We start from the raw sequence: 18,391 nt of genomic DNA, 5'->3' as shown, positions 1-18,391 counted from the left end.
AACAATTAAAGATTTTAATCTCTAATAAAACCTGCAATATCAAAAATACAAACTTCCTTTTTTAACATACTTACCAAACGTTTAAATTCAAGTTAAATCATCTTTAAATTAATTTCGTCTTGGACAATTGGGCAATTTAACCATTTCGTAACTTGTTTCAAATGTGGATTCAACACAATCCAAAGGATCACAGCAAGTGTGGCAAACGCGCTTAAATGCTCTGAACTTTTTCAAGTCAACCTCCGGTGCCATAAACGCCTCTTTTACGGGTTCATCTCTCATCAAGTCAGTACTTAAGTATTTTTTATTGTCATCTGCAAACACGGTCACCACAACAGAATCAGGACCTAATTCGTCCTGAATTTTCAGAGCTCCTAAAAAGTTTGCTCCGGATGAGATGCCCACACCAAGCCCCAACATTGATGATAACTTTTGAGCCATAATAATCGCATCGCCATCATCAACACTCACAATATCGTCCAGTTGATCCAACTTTACAATTGAGGGAATAAACTCGTCTGAAATTCCCTGAATTCTATGCTTACCCACTTTATGTCCGGTTGACATAGTCGGTGAATTCGAAGGCTCTAAGGGGTGAACTTTAATTTGCGGATTTTGTTCCTTTAAATATTGCCCTACTCCCATAACAGTTCCACCTGTACCAACACCTGCAACAAAAGCATCAGGAGTCAGATTTCGGTATTGTAGTTGCCACCATAATTCAGGAGCTGTTGTGTTGTAATGTGCTTCACAATTATCGCCATTAGAGAACTGCAAGGGTAAAAATGTTTTTTCATCTTCAGCAGCCAAATTATTAGCCATCTCGATACTGCCCAGGAAACCGCCTTCTTCTTTGCTAACCAAACGAATATCGGCCCCATAACTTTTCATTAGATTAATTCTTTCCTGGCTCATCCAATCCGGCATAAATATCGTTACAGGATGTCCCATTGCCCGACCAATACCCGAAAATGCAATTCCTGTATTTCCACTAGTGGCTTCAATAATTCGATCCCCCTCTTTAAGTTTGCCCAGAGTGTAAGCTTTTTGAATAATATGAAAGGCCATGCGGTCTTTAATACTACCCGTCATATTCAAATACTCTGCTTTAGCATAAATGGTTCTGATGCTGTTTTTATATTCAAATTCAATAGCCAACAATGGCGTATTGCCTACTAATGAAGACAATCCATTGATTCTTTTACAAGAGATTTCATTTTTCATATTCTAATTCGGGTTTAGGTTTCATAATACAAATTATATTGAAGATAAAGATATCTTAATATACTTATAAGACCCCTAAAATATCAAAATGGGTGAATGAAAAATTAAAAAATACACATTTCCTCCTCATAAAAATTCTCGGAACCCAACAATTCTAAACCATAGACCTAAAAAAAAGGCCACCCCGAAGGATGGCTTATATCTTAAAGGAATTTGATTTATTTGCCTGGGTAAGTCAAATCAAACTCGTCGTTCCCCATCACACACTGACCACTTTCATCCGAGCACGACTGAAAAACAAATGTTCCAACAATCTTTACCGACAGGCTCAATCCTTTTATTTCAATCACTTACAGTTTGCTTCGAATCAACTCATCCAATTCCATACTGGATGGACGAGCTGCAAATGCATCTACAATTAGTCCTTTACTATCGAATACCATAAAACGTGGAATTCCATGAATTAAATAAGGTGCAAATGCAGTTCTATTGGTGATGAATTGCTTGGTCGTCTTAGGATGCTTTTCCAAATATCTCTCCCATACTTTTTTATTGGAATCAATACTAATGGCAAGAAACTCTATGTTATAATCTTTGTGTCTTTCGGCCAATTTCTCAAAATAAGGAGATTCTTTAACACAAGGACCACACCAAGTGGCCCAAATATCAATCACGACCATTTTACCTTTATAATCAGACAATTTAACAACTTTTCCTTCTTTGGTTTGAAATGTTAATTCTGGCGCCTTTTGTCCGGGTAACAACGAATCATATTTCTGAAAAGCTTTTTCTATAACCGCTTTGTATCTGTCATTTTTTATTTTATCAATGGTTTTTAATTTCTGATCTACAAGCTCAGCTACTGGTCCGCTACTTAACAACTGACCAAGCAAACTCTTGGTTTCCAAATAATCCACAACATCCTGATCGACATTCTCAACACCTAATATCTTAACACAAGAAGAACATATGTCGCGATATACATCTAATTGCAGAAAATCAACATCTCCACCTCCTATCAGATAATCCTTAATGGCATTTTGGAAAAAATCATCTGCATTCTTCTGCAATACTTTCGCATCTTCTTCCGAAAGTTTCTTTATCCATGAAGCATATCCTGCATAAGAAAACAAAGTATTAGCCGCATCAAACATCACTCTTCCCCGCTCCAACTTTTTGAACAAATCACTAAGATTCGGGGTCTTGTCTAATTCCAACAACCTTTTTTTCACCTTATCATCCAATCGTTTTAAAACTTCCGCTAAATCCGGATCACCCACAATCATCTTTCCAGCCTCTAAAAACGACCCTCCTTTAGGAAAAGGTTTTGCACAAAGATAATAGCAGGCATCCGATCCACTTCCTGTAAATTTTGCAGCCTTAGGATCATGATAATCACAGTAAACTTCCAGATTATCACCCGGCGATAGATAAAGAGTATTGCGTCCTAACCTGTAGTAGCTTGGTTTGTCTAACTCAAAACTTATTTCAAACCTATTTTGGGCATTGGGTTTAAGAATAATCCCTTCTTTTAAGAAAATCCCATCCGGAGTTTCTTTTGACATGAAAACCTCATCCCCGAAATTTTCCAATTTCCCCTTTAAATACACTGTCTTATCCTCAGAATCACAAGATAGAATCGTTAGAGAAAGACAAATGACAACTATAATTTTATACATGTTTTTTTTAAAATTATCACTTCCAATAATCACCAGAAGTGCGCATAAAACAACTCCTATAACATTGTTCAGATTTTCATACTTTATACCACTGTATTTCTATTCTGAGATTAAATCAAGAACACATTGAATCGGAATAATATCTTTCATTACCATTTGTATGTGATTATCACTAGAATATAAAGATAAAGTAGACTCAATTACCCCTATCACATTTCCATTTTTATCAAATACAGGTCCACCACTAGAGCCTTGAGCATAATCTGCAGATATGGTATAACGAGGCGAATTTGTCTCAGAGGGAATATGTTTTCTCGTAACAATTCCTTCTGAATAAGCATAAAATTTTCGCTTAGGGTGTGAAATAACCTTAACCTTATCGCCTATGGATGCCAATTGATTTAAAGGTAGTGGTGTTAACTTCCGTCCCTCGGTATCAATCTTAAAAATCAATACATCATTAATTTTATTTGCAGCCAGAACTTCTGTAATTTTGAATACTTTTCCCTCAAAATTAATTGCTCCCAAGCCCATTACACTTGCCTTCTGTTCTGACAAGACATCAAAAACATGGTAGTTGGAGACACAAAGACCATCTTCTGAAATAACAAAAGCTGTAGCTGAAGATATATGTCCTGCGGGACAGTTTTTACACTTATACAATTCTCCTATTGCCAATACACTTTGCTTCATCTTATCGTAGTTGAAGGGTGTTTTTGATTTCTCTGTACTCAATTTAATTTTACACTGCTTCCGCTCGAGTTGACTTATGAGTTCATTAATCGAAGTTGTACTACTATCAGCAGAAAATTCAGCAATCTTAATCTTTAAGCTATTGATATAATAGTTATCCTTTATGTAATTCTCTCGATTCAACTTCGTATTCTTGGACGTACCAGTTAAATTATCATTCGTATTTTCACCTTTACAAACAAAAGCAAAAACACAAATGGTGAATATTATTAAAGTTTGTTTTATTGTATAAGTCATATTAATATTTTATTGCAGCCTACATAGGCTACCGTATTTAAATTCCATTAAAGAAAATGATCCGGAATAAACAAATTCGCTAACACTATCTTAAGCACTCAATAATCTTATCTTCCAACTCTTTACCATGTCGGTTTTTTGCTACTATAATCCCATCCCTATTGATTAGAACAGTCGTTGGCACACCTTTTACCGCATAATCTGTTTTCGCTTGAGTATTCCACCCCTTTAGGTCTGAAACATGAATCCAGGAAAGCTCATGGTTTTTAATTGCTTTTAGCCAATTCTCCTTTTTGTCGTCAATGGAAACAGCATAAATTTCAAAGCCTTTATCTTTATATTCCTTATATAACTTTTTAAATTCGGGCATAGAAGCAATACAAGGACTACACCATGAAGCCCAGAAATCGATCAACACACATTTGTTATTAGCTACAATATCTTTCAAGCTAATCAGATTTCCATCGGGAGATTTCTGTTCAATATTGATAAAAACTTGGCCTTCGGAAGATCGTTTTGTTGCTTCAATTTCCGATATCAGTTGTTTTGCCATTTTGTTGTTTAAGGACGAAGCAGGCATTTTCTTGATAATAGAATCCAATTGTATTGGGGTGTAGGAATTCTTCATGTATTGAGCCAAGATAGCTACAGCATAAGTTTTCTCAATATTATTTTCAAAAGTAGACTTAACTAAATCTTTTTGCCTTGTACCATATCCTTGTAAGATCTTCAATAAGGAATCCTGCTTTGACTTATTCTGTTCATTATAGTATTTACGTCTTTCTGCTGATTGCTTTTCCATTAAGTCATTCATCTCAGTTGTAAAAACTTGATACTCCATGTTCATAGGCGACTTTGTAACCTTACTGAAGTAAGGGTGCTTCTCAGAAATTGTAAGATCAATCTCCTCATTGGAAAGAAAGAAACCAAAAGCTCCTTTTTGATTTTCAAAAGTTAAAAAACAGTGTTCGCAAGTTTCTGTTTTACCTGTAAAAACAAATTCTCCATTCATGATCTCCACAGAATCTATTGGAATCATTTGATACCCTTGAGTATCGTTCAAATAAACTTTACCAGAATAGGTTGTTTTTCCGGTAATTTTATAGCCTTTATTTTCCGACAAAGAGCAGGAAAATAATAATATGCAGCATGCTACTGTAAAAATTTTAATATAGTTCATAATTTTATATTTTGATGATCTACTTCTAGTAAATATTTAGGACCTAAATCCCTCACCAGCAATTTTACCGGTGTAGAAAAAAAGGAGTCTGCCTTATAAAGGCAGACTCAATAGTAACTCTTTAAAAGTTACTAATTATTACCATGTAAGTTATTCAATTCCTCATACTTGTTACCAGTAGCCTGAATATCCCAACCCAAATCGTTGAAATACTTTATAACCGCTTTGTACTTTTTAGTCTTAGCTTCAGATTTATCTAAATGCTGACTCTTAATAGTATCATATGAATTAAGTATGATTAATTTCATCCACCCAGCTATATCAGTCTCAAAAGACAAACTTCCTGACCAAGAAATAAAGCCCCCCTCATCTTCGATTTTTTTACGTAAAGGCCCTCTTTCACTCCAAGGTAATTTAAAATACTCTTCTCTATATGTTTTAGAATAAGGCCAACCAGCATTTTCTATATCCATAGAGTGATCAAGCAACTGTCCGCTAATATCTACAAGTTTACTCCAAACATCAGAAGCAAGATCTTTATCTTTATAATAATGATCGTCATAATCCTCCAAATCAATTTCCTCTCTTGATATCCACGGCACTCTTGGACTCGAGTTAGGCCACATAGATACAAACCGACTTCGTCCAATATTTACATTAAGTTGTACACCATAATACCCTGAAGCTTCTTTCACTAAAAATATTTCAGAGGGTAAATACAATTTACAGAAAGAAGGAGGTAAATTTTCTAATAAAGTCGAATAATATTTATAAGCACTCTCAATATACTCATCATCAACTGCTACAATAGTCTTTAGTCCAATATCCTTATAAAGAGGTGAATTAGTAACATCTGTTTCTTTTTCGAAAGTAGTACGTACCCAAACATTATACTTATCGTATAGTGCGACTTCCATTGGATGTGCATCTACAGACGGTTTAAAAAGTTGTTCTATAGCTATATCTTCAGTTGGAAGTATATCATCTTCCTTTTCGCAAGAAATGAGACATAAGCTAAAAAACACTATTATCAATAAATAACTAAATTTTTGTTTCATAATTTTATATTTTTCTAAAACAAGTAATTTCTCAAACAATTATCTTGGATTCAACTCCATATTTGGGCTAAATTTCTGCTCTGAACGTGGAATCTGCAACACATAACGAGGGTCGTCAACTTTCAGTACATATTTATTCTGCTCTTTGTCAGTATGAACTAACTCTGTTCTCCTATCCACTAACCTTCTAATATCCAACCATCTTAAACCTCCATCAAAAGCAGTTTCCTTTCTTCTTTCCAACAATACTCTCCCAAGCACATCTTCCTCTGCATTTATAAGATCTTCATATACAGGAAAATCAGCATCTAGAATTCGATTTTTCATTAGTAATTTCACATCATCAAGCGCTTCAGTTTTTAGACCTTTTCGAGCATAAGCTTCCGCTCTATTCAATATTACTTCTCCTAATTTTAAACCAATATAAGCTGTTACATTGTCACCTTGACTTGCATACATTTTATACGTTTTAGTCCCCTTTTCTTTCCATTTAGGATCTGTTTTATCCACATTAACGAGGTAAATATACTTCCTATAGTCTAAAATCGTATCACTCTCTGGATTAGATGCATCTTTCAACATATAATATGAATCGATCAATTCATCAGAAGGTTTCTGGATAGCTTCAGAATAATAAAATATATTAGCTCTAGCTCCTGCACTCCCGCCATTTGAACACCAATAAAACAAAATTTCTTTATTGTAATCAGTGTTAATAAAACCATTTTTATAATTAATCAAAGATCCTATCGTTTCTTCTTTATTCTCGGCATACTCAGGCATTTTATTCATATCCCAAAGTTTATATTTGTCTATTACGGCATCAGCAGAGCTTATCGCTTTATCGTATTCTCCCATAAACAAATGCACTCTAGACTTTAAAGCCTCTACTGAATAATAATTAAAACGGAATTTAGATTCAAAAGGTTTTCCAAACAGTAAGTTAGAAGATAATTCTAAATCGGAAACAATTAGCTTCCATATTACGCCAATACTTTCACGCGTATTGTTCTGAATCCTTGTGGTAAGATTATTAGCAGTTGTTATCAAAGGGACACAAACCATGCTTTCTTTCTCCTTAGAATAGGGCTCAGCATAAAAGTTTGCCAAATAAAAGTATGCTAGTGCACGAACGGCATGCGCTTCTCCTTTTACAATTTCAAGCAGTTCTTCTTCCTCAGGTAAAACCTCCAGTAAGTCAAGCTCGTCAATTACTGAATTTGCATTATATATTGATCTATACAACTCTCCCCAAATCCTATCTTCTATCTCGCCATCTGCCTGATGAGACTCAGCCCATGTGAACCATAAACTATAGTCATCACTTAGTTCGGATGATGAATTAAAATTCAACTCAACATTATCAGTTGACAATTCTGTCCTCATAAAGAATTCGCTGTCAATATAACCACTCAAAAGTACCTGCTCAAAATCGCTAACCGTTGTAGGCACCATGCTATTTACAGGATCTATATCCAGCAAATGTTCGCATGAAGTAAGTGACAAATACAGTACACTTACAAATAATATCTTTTTTATGTATTTCATATTAAATGATTTATGTGTTCGAATTAAAAACTAACATTAACTGAGAAAGAATAGCTTCTTGGAACAGGTAAATAAGTATTCCCAAAAGAAAGTTTCCCACGTTGAGGTCTTGAGTAATTAGATAATCCCTCGTTAGCTTCAGGATCTTGCCCTTTGAGTTTCGAGTTTTTCCAAACGTGAAGATTATTGCCAATCAGACTGAATTGTATATTTTGAATTCCCATTTCCCTTAGCTTATCCGTAAACAGGTTATACGAAACAGACAAGCTTTGCAAGCGAACAAAATCCCCTTTAACAGTTCTTAAATCAGAATTATTGTACATATATGTATTAGATGGTTTACCATTTAAATCGTCATTTGATCTTAAATGTTGAAATTTAGGAATGTTGGTAAATTCTTCGTCACCAGGCTTTCTCCAACGATTCACCCATTCTCTAGGTAAATTTCTTTCAGGGTTAGGGAAGGTGAATCCATCAGCATAACTGCTTTGAATTTCCCTCATTCTGATTACATTGCCAAAACTACCTATTAACAAACAAGATAAGCTAAGGTTCTTATAAGAAACAGTCGTATTAAAGCCTCCTTGAATTGTGGGAGCCATTGGTCCTTCATATTTTAATGCATCAGTATCAACAATACTTTTTAAAGCTGTTAATTCATTTCCTTCAGCATCAAACTTCCCTGTATAAAAGGTAGGATTACCTTCGTTATTTAAACCCGCAAAACGAAACGAGTAAAGGCCAGAAATAGGCTTCCCAATTACTGCCGAATTACCATACGAATCTCTTACTGGATTTGTGATATTTCTATAGTCAGGGTTTGCATAAACATCTAAGACTTTATTTTTATTCCAGCCTGCATTAATATTTATCGACCAATCAAAATCTTTTTTATCTATTAGTTTCACATATAAACTTCCTTCCAAACCAGAATTTTCCATTGAAGCCCAGTTCACAGTCATACTAGGGAACCCGATTATTTGAGATACTTGTTTATTTCCTAACAAATCTTCTCCTTTCTTATAATAATATTCGAAAGTTCCTCTTATTCTTCTATCGAATAAACCAAACTCTAGAGCCAAATTACTAGAGTAATTCTGCTCCCACTTTAAATTCTGATTCTTGGGAGCCCTAATTCGTAATTGGGTTTGCTCTTTCAGCTTGTTGTATGGAGAAATACTTGTAATTATTTTAGAATAAGCTTGTGCTGAAACATTCCCCTGAACTCCATACGACCCTCTCAATGTTAGATAGGATAACCATTGTACATCTTCAAGAAAGTGTTCCTTTTTCATTTGATAATTAAAACCAGCAGACCATAAAGGTTTAAATATATCGTTGCTATTAACTCCAAACCTATTAGATCCATCTCTCCTTGCATTGAAGTTTAAAGTATACTTTTCCTTGTAAGTATATCCTAATACTCCATAATAAGAAATACTTGCAGTCTTGTTAGCAGATTTGTACCAGTAAGGCATTCCATTATCCTTAATAAAATCCCATTGTGGAGTCAATTGTTGTCCTCGATCGTGTGTGTAACCATGTACAGTATTAGTATTACCAAGATAATCGGTCGTGTTAACCTCAGTTCCCAACATAACATTAACTTCATGCACATCATCAATAACTGGGTTATAAGAAATTTGATTCCTTATTGTCTTTGAATGTCTGTTTGTATTCTTTCCTTGTAAAAAGCCACCATCAATCCACAAGAGTTCAAATTCAGGATTATAAAAATTTTTCTTTCTAGTTCTAACATAAATACTGTTTTCTTTGGCAACATCCTCTTCGGTAGTACTTTCCTTAGAAAAACTAAATGTTGATGTCCAACGGAAATCTTTAAACATTTCCCATTCGGTACTTACTAAACCTTTCAAATTAAAAGAATTTGAATTTCTCCAAGACTCTTTTCTATTCTCTAAATAATTGAATTTAAGATCATCAATATACATATAGTTATAATCACCATTTTCATCGTATAGCCTCTGCGTTCTAGTCGTATTTACAGCGGCTGAATATGGGTTTTCTCTAGAATCTGCTGAGAAGAAACTTGTATTGTCCCTTGAACTAAAATCCAACTGGGCATTTAGTCTTATATTCTTTCTAACCTTAGTTCTTACTTTAACTTTTCCTGTATATGTCTTTAATCCAACTCCTTTTGCTGTGGCTTGCTGATCACTATAACTACCTGACACATAGAATGTTGTCTTTTCATTACCTCCTGATATACTCAAGCTATGGTTTTGAGACACTGAATTTCTAAACAAATGCTTGAACCAATCTGTATTAGCTGTTTCCAAAGTCTTCATCTTTAAGGCAAACTCTTCATTAGTAATCGTTTTATCCTGAAGATCAATCACATATTTCTCGAAATCAGATGCATCACCATATTCACCTTTACCGTTTGAGTCAATATAAGAATATCCAGCATCGGTCATTGCTTGATTAACTTCCATACGTTGCTGAGAGTTCATCATATAAGCATCTTCAATTCGCGGTCGCTCTGACAATGTAGTACTCCCGGTGTATCTAATTTGTGTTTTTCCGGCCTTACCACTTTTGGATGTAATAACAATAACACCATTAGCGGCGCGAGTACCGTATAAAGCTGTAGCAGATGCATCTTTCAAAACATTGATTGATTGAATATCTGAAACATTGATACCACCAATACCCGAAGCAATCAAATTTCTATTACCGAGAATGTCACTAACATCAACATTAATAGGATCATCTAAAATTATCCCATCAACAACCCACAGAGGCTGAGTGTTACCCGAAATTGTAGATGTACCACGAATTTTAACTTGAGGTACTGCACCAGGAGCTCCAGAAGAATTCATTATAGTCATACCAGCAACTTGTCCTTGTAGTAGTTGATCTACAGATGGCTCAACTCGTCTATTAATACCAGCCATATCTACAGTAGCAATAGAAGCAGTTTTCTTTCTCCCATCTAAGTTTTGATAACCAGTAATAACAACTTCACTAAGTTTACTTTGATCCTCCTGAAGAATTACATTAAGTTCTTTTTTATTATTTATGTTTACTTCCTGCGGTTTCATTCCCACAAAAGAAAAAACTAAAGTAGCTTTGGAGTTATCCACTTTTATAGAATACTTACCGTCAATATCAGTCGAAACACCTACAGTTGTTCCCTTAATCACCACAGATACTCCAGGTAAAGGAAGTCCTTTTTCATCGGTTACTTTTCCGTTCACTTTCTTCTCCTGTACCATAGGAGCAGAACAAAGAGTAATAAGTTCTCGCTCGGAGATGATTATTACATCATCATCGAGCTGATAATCTAAATTACGCTCATGAAGTACATCCTGCAAAAGCCCTTTCAAATCTTGTTCTTTTACCTCTATACTTACATTTTCTTTGCTCAAAACTAAATCATGATTGTAAAGGAATTCATAATCAGTCTGATTTTTTATTTCTGAGAAAAACTCAACAAGATTAGCATTATTCATGTTAATGTCTACCTCAGCACTCTGACCTTTCACTCTTGCAGATAGCTGTAAAATGCCTACCAGCATCAACATTGCGAGCAATTTCATACGCATAAACGTTTTCACCCACCTACTTTTCAGAGAAAAGTAAGTGATTCCATAGTTAATTTTCATAAATTTGTTAGGATTATAGTTACACATTGTATTCATCTAACTGATTCCACTCTTCAGATGACTACAGTAATTATCTTAAATCGGGTTTGTTATCACAAACCCGATTTTTTTTTCGAAATTGGGGTTGAACTCTATTAATTCATCTCGATCTCATTTTGAATATATTTTCTCAACGGTAATTGTTTTTTCTCCAACAACAAAGTGGACTTCTTTTGTTTTTTCAAGCATTCTCAATAAGCGATCCAAATGATCGTAGCGTTTTAAACTTCCCGTAAACCGAAGCTTTTCCACATCATTACTTTGATAAAATACTTTAACATCATACCAACGCGAAACACGGTTCATGATATCTGACAAACTTGATTCCTGAAATATAAATTTTCCATCTTTCCAAGATGTAAACAGATCAACGTTTACCTTTTTACCTTCCAAACCTTTCATCCCTTTAGAATAAACAGCCTGATAGCCTGGACTCAATAATACGTTTTTAGAGTGATTCTGACTGTCCATTACAACGACACTCCCTTCCACTAAGGTTGTACGAATATCCTCCTCGTCAGAGTAGGAAGAAACATTAAAAGAGGTTCCCAGAACGCGAATATCGGCCCCTTGTGTTTTAACAACAAAGGGTCTGTTTTTATCTTTACTCACCTCGAAGTAGGCTTCTCCTTCCAACAAAACAGTTCTTCTGTCCTTCGGAAATTGTGTTGGATATCGCAATCGGCTTTCCGAATTTATCCACACTTTAGTTCCATCCTCCAGCTCTAGCTGATATTCGCCTCCACGCGGAACAACCAAACTATTATAGCTTAATTCTTTTGGTTTCGTATTTACATTGGCTTTGTAAACCAAAGATGATCCTGTATTGCTAATTACAGTCCCATCTTTTTCTTTAATTTCATCTTCCTTATCCTCTTCGTCTAGGCTCAGAATATTGCCATCAGCAAGTATCAATTCTGCTTTTTGGGCACCAGGCTTTATCTCGGCTAACCATTCTTCCTTTTGAGAAACTGTTGCTCCCTCCCGACCCAAATATATCGCCACAGAAGACAATCCGAACATTAATAAAATAGCTGCGGCATAAGGAATGGACTTTTTAAAGAATTGCATTCTTCTTGTCGCATGTAATTGCTTCATCTTTCCCAGATGTTTTTTGAATGCTTGATCAACATTAGCTTGCGAACTTCTTATAGCATCAGCCGAAGTCTTACAAAACATCTCCAACCTAGTATAAAAGCGTTTATTACTTTCCTTATCTAACCACAAATCCAGCTGCCTTTTCTCCTCATTGGTTGTTTGTTGTCCACCCAAAGTTTTGGAAATAATCTCAATAACCTTTTCTTCCATTTGTAATAAAAATTCAATCTATAGATTAAGTGTATACATCCTAAAGACAAAGCTATTTTGACTTGATGTGACAAAAAACTATTTTTTTTTTTTGCACATCACAAAAATTATTGCAAATAAAACACAACACTCCTCCACTACAACAGACACTCTGAATTACAGTGATATAAAAAGAAAGAAAGATTGATTGATGATTTATGGTGAGATCGAAGGTCTCAAATAGAACCTGAATCCGGTTTAGAAGTTCGTAAAAACAAACACCTACGCAAACGACATCGAAAGTCGTATTTTATTGAAAATAGGTTTAAAAATAAACTTTGAAGACTTAAAATCTACCTTAGAGGATACACTGATCAGCAGATTTTGTGCAGAATAACAAATAGAAAAGGTAAGGTGATTTCAATTTTTCTCTGAGAAATTTAAAGGCTCTCACCATATGAGTACGCACTGTATTTATCGTTATATTTAATTCCTCTGCCGCCTCAATATATGTATAACCATTAACACAGCAAAGTATAAAAACCTCGCGACATTTTTCCGGAAGCTCATTAATTGCTGAATAAATCTGCTGAGAATTCTCAATTGTTTCGAAATTAGCTTGAGGAGCAGTTTCCTTTTCTTTTAAATGCTCAATATCGTAAATTAGCTTTTGTTTCCTCTTAATGTAGTTCAAACAAGAATTTCGTATTGATCGAAAAATATAGGACTGCAAATTAGTCGTTATAGATTTGAACCGCTTTTGCTCCCAAAAATCGATAAAAAAATCCTGAACGATGTCCTCTGCTGCTTCAGTATCCTTTAGAATACTGTTTGCCCATAAATACAAATCTTGATAGTATTTTTTAAAGAATGCCTCATAAGATTTTCGACTACCGCTTTTTTGCAAATCCTCCAGCATTTTTTTTGAATCAGACATGGTTGTATAGATAGGGGTTAGATGCCGCAAAAATAGAAGATTTTCCTATATCTGAAAGTGGAATACATCTATAAACAACTGGAACTCTTTTTTACTCCAAAAAGAGAATCGATAAATAATTATCAATATATCCAATAAAAAATCAAATTATAGTACAATCATATATTGTAGAATGTGCAAATAAAGTGCAACAATATCAAAAGATTTTTCAAAGAAAAAGACCCCTTAGTATTAATCTTCACTACATCTATCTAGATTCATAAATACATATTTATTAATGAATAAAAAAAAGTATTTTTTATTTAATTTAAATAAACGGATATAGGTTCTTAAAATATAAATAAAAACACATTATACGATCTCCTTTAAAAAAATCAACTCTTCGAAGATCAAACTAAAAAGAGAGAATATTCAAATTTGAATATTCTCTCTTTTTGTATACTACGTCTACTTCACAAATCACTTCAATATCGATACAGTTGAATTGCAGAATAAAACACTGAAATAGACTAAAACACAAGCATAACTAACTAGTTTTTGGGGTAAGTCAAATCAAATTCGTCGTCACCCATCACACACTGACCACTTTCATCCGAGCATGACTGAAAATCAAATGTTCCAACAATTTTTAATGGCAGACTCAACACCTTAATTTGCTGACGAAGTTCAGCTGTGTTCTCAAAATAACTGACTTCACCTTCCCAAATCTTATCGTAGTGCTTTTTTGCGTTCATTGGCTTCACATTACCAATACGTTCGTAACTTGCATCGGCTTCAAAATCAAAAGAAATCAAGATAGGACCCAAATCAGGATCAAAATCATTGGAATACAAATGCCAGGATTTATCGATCTTGGCCTTAAACACAACATCAATCACATCGCCTACCTTAATCTCCTTTTTCGACAATTCGACCTTCCACTTTGTCGGGTTCAATATTTGTCCAAAGGACAAACTACTCAGCATCAACATTAAACTGACTAGTACTGTAATTTTTCTGTTCATATCATTTGTTTTTATTTGTGCTTTTCCTCTATAAAAAGGCTTTACGATCAACATTCATTATTTAAGAGACTCCAATAAAAGCTTAAAGGGTGACAAATACAAAATTAAAAAATGTTAATTCAATCTCCTTAGTACGCAACAAAAAAGAGGGGTTCCAATAAATTGGCCCCCTCTCTACAACTAAACAGACTTAAAATAGTTCTCCTGATTGTGATTTGAGATAATCAAAAGGACAACATCTTATTGACGCAATAAAAACTACATTATTTTATCAAAAGGAGAACAACAGTCTTACTCACTATCTTTTACCAGACGCACGTACATTCTTTCAACAGATTGTTTGTTACTATTTCTTTCAATATAATTACTCGTTCCATTAAAAGCTCTATAGAAATAAGATACATTATCTATATTAGTAGAATTGGTCCAAAAGTAAGTATACATCGTACTTCCTTTATATGAAAAGGGTGGCATCCAAGAATATTTCCCTTTACTATAATATCCGCCTGGGACAGCACTAAACAAAAAGTCATTGGTGGCTTCTGTTCCGGTAAACCAATCTGAATTAGGATCAAGGAATTTTGATCCATAATCATACTGTTTGCCAATTTCGTCTGCTTGAGCTTGCGACATACCTGCAAAAACGCTTATTTCTTTCCAGTCTGCATCTGTAGATACATGCCATCCTTCAGGTGCAAGATCTTCTAAAGTATATGCACTATACATTACCCCATATTTTGCGAAATTATCACTGGCTTTTAAATCTTCTGCTGTTGTCGTTTCTGTAACATCTACGCCATAAACGGAACAAACTTTATTAGCGTCATCAGATTTTTGTACATAAGGGATATAAGCCAGGTTTTGAGCTAACCAAGTTTTTCCAGCGACTGTAATTGTTTTGTATTCTTTACCATCACGAACATCAGTCCATGTTCCTTCTATTACATTAGGCTTCTCTTTAGTCGTAAATTCAACAATTTCACTCTCTGCTTTAGCACTTTGTGGGTCACGGGTTACAATTTTTGCAAAATATTTAGTTGCAAACTCTAAACCTTCAAGAGTAAAAGAAAGTTCAGATACATCTTTTTGCTTTAAATCAGACTCATCAATAGTTTCATCAAGGCTTAGGTAAATATCATATACCAATGGCTCAGGAATTAAATTACCCTCACTATCCCGAGACTTATCCGGATCAATAGAAGCAGACCAGTTAATTACTACATTTAATTTTTCATCAACTATTAATTCATCAATTTCTGAACTCAAAACCGGAGCTGTTGGAATGGTATTAATTGTACTAAACGAGAATACATCACTTGATGTTTTTCCGCCTTCGCTATCAATGGCAATAACTTTCCAATAGTAAGTCGTGTTACCTCTAAGGTTAGAAAGAGTCAATTCTGTTTCAGTAAAATCTTTCTTGTAAGGATAATTCTCGTTGATTTCTTCATTTGTACCATAAAAAACAGTGTATGAAACAGCATCCTGGTCAGCATCAGTTGCTGCCGACCACACTAGTTTAGTTGAAAGCGACACCTGATCAAAACCATTAACTGGAGAAGTTAATTCAGCTTTAGACGGTAATGTATTGCTTGTTGTAAAACTAGCTACATCAGATTCAATTGTTGCGCCTTCAGTATCTGTAGCAACGATTTTCCAGAAATACTGAGTGTGTCCATCTAAATCAACAGCAAATTCAGATTCCAAAATATCAGAAGCAACTATATCGGCTTCAGCAAATGAATTTTCTTTAGAAAGGTAAACCGTGTATTTCAAAACATCGCCATCAGCATCAGCAGCTGTCCACTTAAGGCTTATGCTTTTTTCTACATCAGTCGCCTCATTAGCAGGAAATTCAAGTCCTGAAATAGCAGGCGCTGAATTCTTTGTTGTAAAATAACGAACTTCTGATTCTGCACTGGCCCCATCTTCATCAGAAGCAACGACCTTCCAAAAATACTTAGTATGTGATTTAAGTGCTGTTTTTAATGTAAATGTATTCTTATCAATATTATCACCTTTTAAATCTTCAGCAACAAATTCTTCAGTTTCTGAAACATAAACATCATAAGTAACAATATCATTATCCGGATCGATACTTTTTACCCAAGTTAGAGTTGGTTTTGTTTCCTGATCAATGGCTGCATTCTCCGGAGCAGATAATGTCGCTGCCTCTGGTATTCTATTTTCCTTTTCGTCTTCGCAGGAAAACATACATAATAGTCCCAGGCTTATAAAAGCCAATTTAAAATAATTTTTCATATAAATATATTATTTAGGGTTAGGAACAAGGTGTACAATGCCTTAATACAAAGTCTTTGTACACCTTGCAGGATATTTTTCTTTCGTATAAAATGAGTTTGCTTATGGTTTAAATAAGCATTTGAATTAATAGAGTCGGGTATAGAAATAATCATTAGGATTATCCTGAGAAATAAAATCCCAATCAATTAGACCTCCCTCAACAGTTCGTCTGATGTACCATCCTCCTTCATTACATAAATAATCAACAAGGTCATTAAATTCTTTATTGCCTTTAATCGATTCAGCAATAGGATTTAAATCTTCTCCCTTTTTAACGACGCAAAACTCACCTGGCAATCGTTTCATAGCGACACGATCTTCTTGTAATTTTTTTATCTCTAAGGGAACAAAGTAGAAATAGAACTGGGTTTTATCTTCGAATGAGAACAATAAGCCTTCTCCAAGACTTTTGCCCAATGTATAATCTTCATTAAACACTTCGTCAAAAACCGGATTGCCATCCTTATCAAATTTTGGTATACGTTGCTTGTAATCAGTTACAATAACCATATTTTTTATAAGTGTATTAGCTCGTTTCATGGCTATATATTTATCCCATACCTGACCAAAACTGGCACGCAGCTTTAAACTGTAATGATCCATTATTTCGTCATATACACCAGGAACATAATAGGTTGGAAGTTTTGTACAGTACAAATAACCTTTTAAATCGGACTTTGCTAATTCATATCGATGCTTATTCTCATTGTAGGTGAAGTACTGAATTTCAGAATCTTCAAGCTTAATTGGTGTACTTAAACCCATTCCATCGTGATCGAAATAAAGCATTTTTCGACCACTATAAAATTGACCTTTGAAGTCAAAATTATAATCAGCAGCTGAAGCCATCGAACTTAAATCCATTCCCAAAACAATTGGTTCATCTTCAGTGGCACCTAATCCGGATGTTATGGCCAGGTTCATGTAACTGTCAGTTCTTTGCGCACTCAAATAGTTAACGTACTTTTGAATGGAAGAAAAGTCAGATAAGTCTCGATCTGCCTTTTGCAATTTCAAGATGCCATTGTTGACTTTCCCTTTCAATACAATTTCGGTCTTGTCTTCAGAAATCGATACAAAATTAAATTCTACATCGCCACCATAACCATTAGGAGCTTTAGCATTAGGATAACTAAACGAGGTCAAATTTTCATTAAATGTATTGAAAACCAACTCAACATCAGCTTCCGAAAAAATCTTATACTCACTCACAATGGCATTATCAACCATTTTTGATTTGATACTTACGGTATTATCCGCATTGAAATGGACAATATTGTAGGCCATATATTCGATTCCGCTTCCTAAAGAATAATTCATTTTCCAACCAAACTCAGGCTCGGTTAATATTTCTTTATATTCTTTAATTGTTGACTGTATCCTCTGATCAGGCAATTCGTCAAACTTATTGTCAAAATCATTTTTACCACATGATGATATTCCAAAACTGATTAAGACAAACAATATGATATATCTAATTTTCATAATGAATTTCATTTTAATATGATCAAT

13 protein-coding genes are annotated in these 18,391 nt (G+C 34.5%); all 13 read right to left on the bottom strand.

Annotation, left to right across the window (positions count from 1 at the left end; genetic code table 11):
• Positions 1-108 precede the first annotated feature (108 nt).
• Positions 109-1,224, bottom strand: a complete 1,116-nt coding sequence (locus EO244_RS12725; protein WP_129255065.1) for a PLP-dependent cysteine synthase family protein — start codon at positions 1,222-1,224, stop codon at positions 109-111.
• A gap of 218 nt (positions 1,225-1,442) precedes the next feature.
• Entirely contained in the window at positions 1,443-1,574 is a 132-nt protein-coding gene (locus EO244_RS17150; protein WP_262707920.1) for a hypothetical protein, read from the bottom strand.
• A complete protein-coding gene (locus EO244_RS12720) occupies positions 1,575-2,903 on the bottom strand; it encodes a TlpA family protein disulfide reductase (RefSeq protein ID WP_129255064.1) in 1,329 nt (442 codons plus the stop codon).
• A 99-nt stretch (positions 2,904-3,002) separates the two neighbouring features.
• The gene (locus EO244_RS12715; RefSeq protein WP_129255063.1) at positions 3,003-3,893 is read right to left on the bottom strand and encodes a S1 family peptidase; all 891 of its coding nucleotides are present in this window, start codon (positions 3,891-3,893) and stop codon (positions 3,003-3,005) included.
• An 85-nt stretch (positions 3,894-3,978) separates the two neighbouring features.
• Positions 3,979-5,073: a TlpA disulfide reductase family protein gene (locus EO244_RS12710; protein WP_129255062.1), complete on the bottom strand. Its 1,095-nt coding sequence runs from the start codon at positions 5,071-5,073 to the stop codon at positions 3,979-3,981.
• 131 nt (positions 5,074-5,204) lie between these two features.
• Positions 5,205-6,170 carry a hypothetical protein gene (locus tag EO244_RS12705; RefSeq protein WP_129255061.1) on the bottom strand — a complete coding sequence of 322 codons (966 nt, stop codon included), beginning with the start codon at positions 6,168-6,170 and terminating at the stop codon, positions 5,205-5,207.
• Positions 6,171-7,679, bottom strand: coding sequence for a RagB/SusD family nutrient uptake outer membrane protein (locus tag EO244_RS12700; protein WP_129255060.1), 1,509 nt, complete (start codon positions 7,677-7,679; stop codon positions 6,171-6,173).
• Positions 7,680-7,702: 23 nt separating this feature from the next.
• A complete protein-coding gene (locus EO244_RS12695) occupies positions 7,703-11,242 on the bottom strand; it encodes a SusC/RagA family TonB-linked outer membrane protein (protein ID WP_164977490.1) in 3,540 nt (1,179 codons plus the stop codon).
• Positions 11,243-11,458: 216 nt separating this feature from the next.
• Positions 11,459-12,655 (bottom strand): FecR family protein, encoded by a 1,197-nt coding sequence (locus EO244_RS12690; RefSeq protein ID WP_129255058.1) that lies wholly within the window; start codon positions 12,653-12,655, stop codon positions 11,459-11,461.
• A 337-nt stretch (positions 12,656-12,992) separates the two neighbouring features.
• Positions 12,993-13,571 carry an RNA polymerase sigma factor gene (locus tag EO244_RS12685; protein WP_129255057.1) on the bottom strand — a complete coding sequence of 193 codons (579 nt, stop codon included), beginning with the start codon at positions 13,569-13,571 and terminating at the stop codon, positions 12,993-12,995.
• A gap of 530 nt (positions 13,572-14,101) precedes the next feature.
• On the bottom strand, positions 14,102-14,575 hold the full coding sequence (locus tag EO244_RS12680) for a protein-disulfide reductase DsbD domain-containing protein (protein WP_164977489.1): 474 nt from the start codon (positions 14,573-14,575) through the stop codon (positions 14,102-14,104).
• 291 nt (positions 14,576-14,866) lie between these two features.
• Positions 14,867-16,837: a fibrobacter succinogenes major paralogous domain-containing protein gene (locus EO244_RS12675; RefSeq protein ID WP_129255055.1), complete on the bottom strand. Its 1,971-nt coding sequence runs from the start codon at positions 16,835-16,837 to the stop codon at positions 14,867-14,869.
• Between the two features lie 126 nt (positions 16,838-16,963).
• Complete coding sequence (locus EO244_RS12670; protein ID WP_164977488.1) at positions 16,964-18,364, bottom strand: DUF4302 domain-containing protein; 1,401 nt, start codon at positions 18,362-18,364, stop codon at positions 16,964-16,966.
• Positions 18,365-18,391: the final 27 nt, after the last annotated feature.

The sequence above is a fragment of the Ancylomarina salipaludis genome (genome assembly GCF_004122035.1).
GTDB classification, from domain to species: domain Bacteria; phylum Bacteroidota; class Bacteroidia; order Bacteroidales; family Marinifilaceae; genus Ancylomarina; species Ancylomarina salipaludis.
The sequence above is the reverse complement of the archived record's forward strand: the minus strand, read 5'-3'. Positions and strand labels throughout refer to the sequence as shown.

Bases quoted from the DNA above. Each gene is read 5' to 3' on its own strand.
- EO244_RS12680 (WP_164977489.1), bottom strand. From the start codon at position 14,575: ATGAACAGAAAAATTACAGTACTAGTCAGTTTAATGTTGATGCTGAGT.
- EO244_RS12695 (WP_164977490.1), bottom strand. From the start codon at position 11,242: ATGAAATTGCTCGCAATGTTGATGCTGGTAGGCATTTTACAGCTATCT.
- EO244_RS12725 (WP_129255065.1), bottom strand. From the start codon at position 1,224: ATGAAAAATGAAATCTCTTGTAAAAGAATCAATGGATTGTCTTCATTA.
- EO244_RS12670 (WP_164977488.1), bottom strand. From the start codon at position 18,364: ATGAAAATTAGATATATCATATTGTTTGTCTTAATCAGTTTTGGAATA.
- EO244_RS12710 (WP_129255062.1), bottom strand. From the start codon at position 5,073: ATGAACTATATTAAAATTTTTACAGTAGCATGCTGCATATTATTATTT.
- EO244_RS12715 (WP_129255063.1), bottom strand. From the start codon at position 3,893: ATGACTTATACAATAAAACAAACTTTAATAATATTCACCATTTGTGTT.
- EO244_RS12690 (WP_129255058.1), bottom strand. From the start codon at position 12,655: ATGGAAGAAAAGGTTATTGAGATTATTTCCAAAACTTTGGGTGGACAA.
- EO244_RS12720 (WP_129255064.1), bottom strand. From the start codon at position 2,903: ATGTATAAAATTATAGTTGTCATTTGTCTTTCTCTAACGATTCTATCT.
- EO244_RS12700 (WP_129255060.1), bottom strand. From the start codon at position 7,679: ATGAAATACATAAAAAAGATATTATTTGTAAGTGTACTGTATTTGTCA.
- EO244_RS12685 (WP_129255057.1), bottom strand. From the start codon at position 13,571: ATGTCTGATTCAAAAAAAATGCTGGAGGATTTGCAAAAAAGCGGTAGT.
- EO244_RS12675 (WP_129255055.1), bottom strand. From the start codon at position 16,837: ATGAAAAATTATTTTAAATTGGCTTTTATAAGCCTGGGACTATTATGT.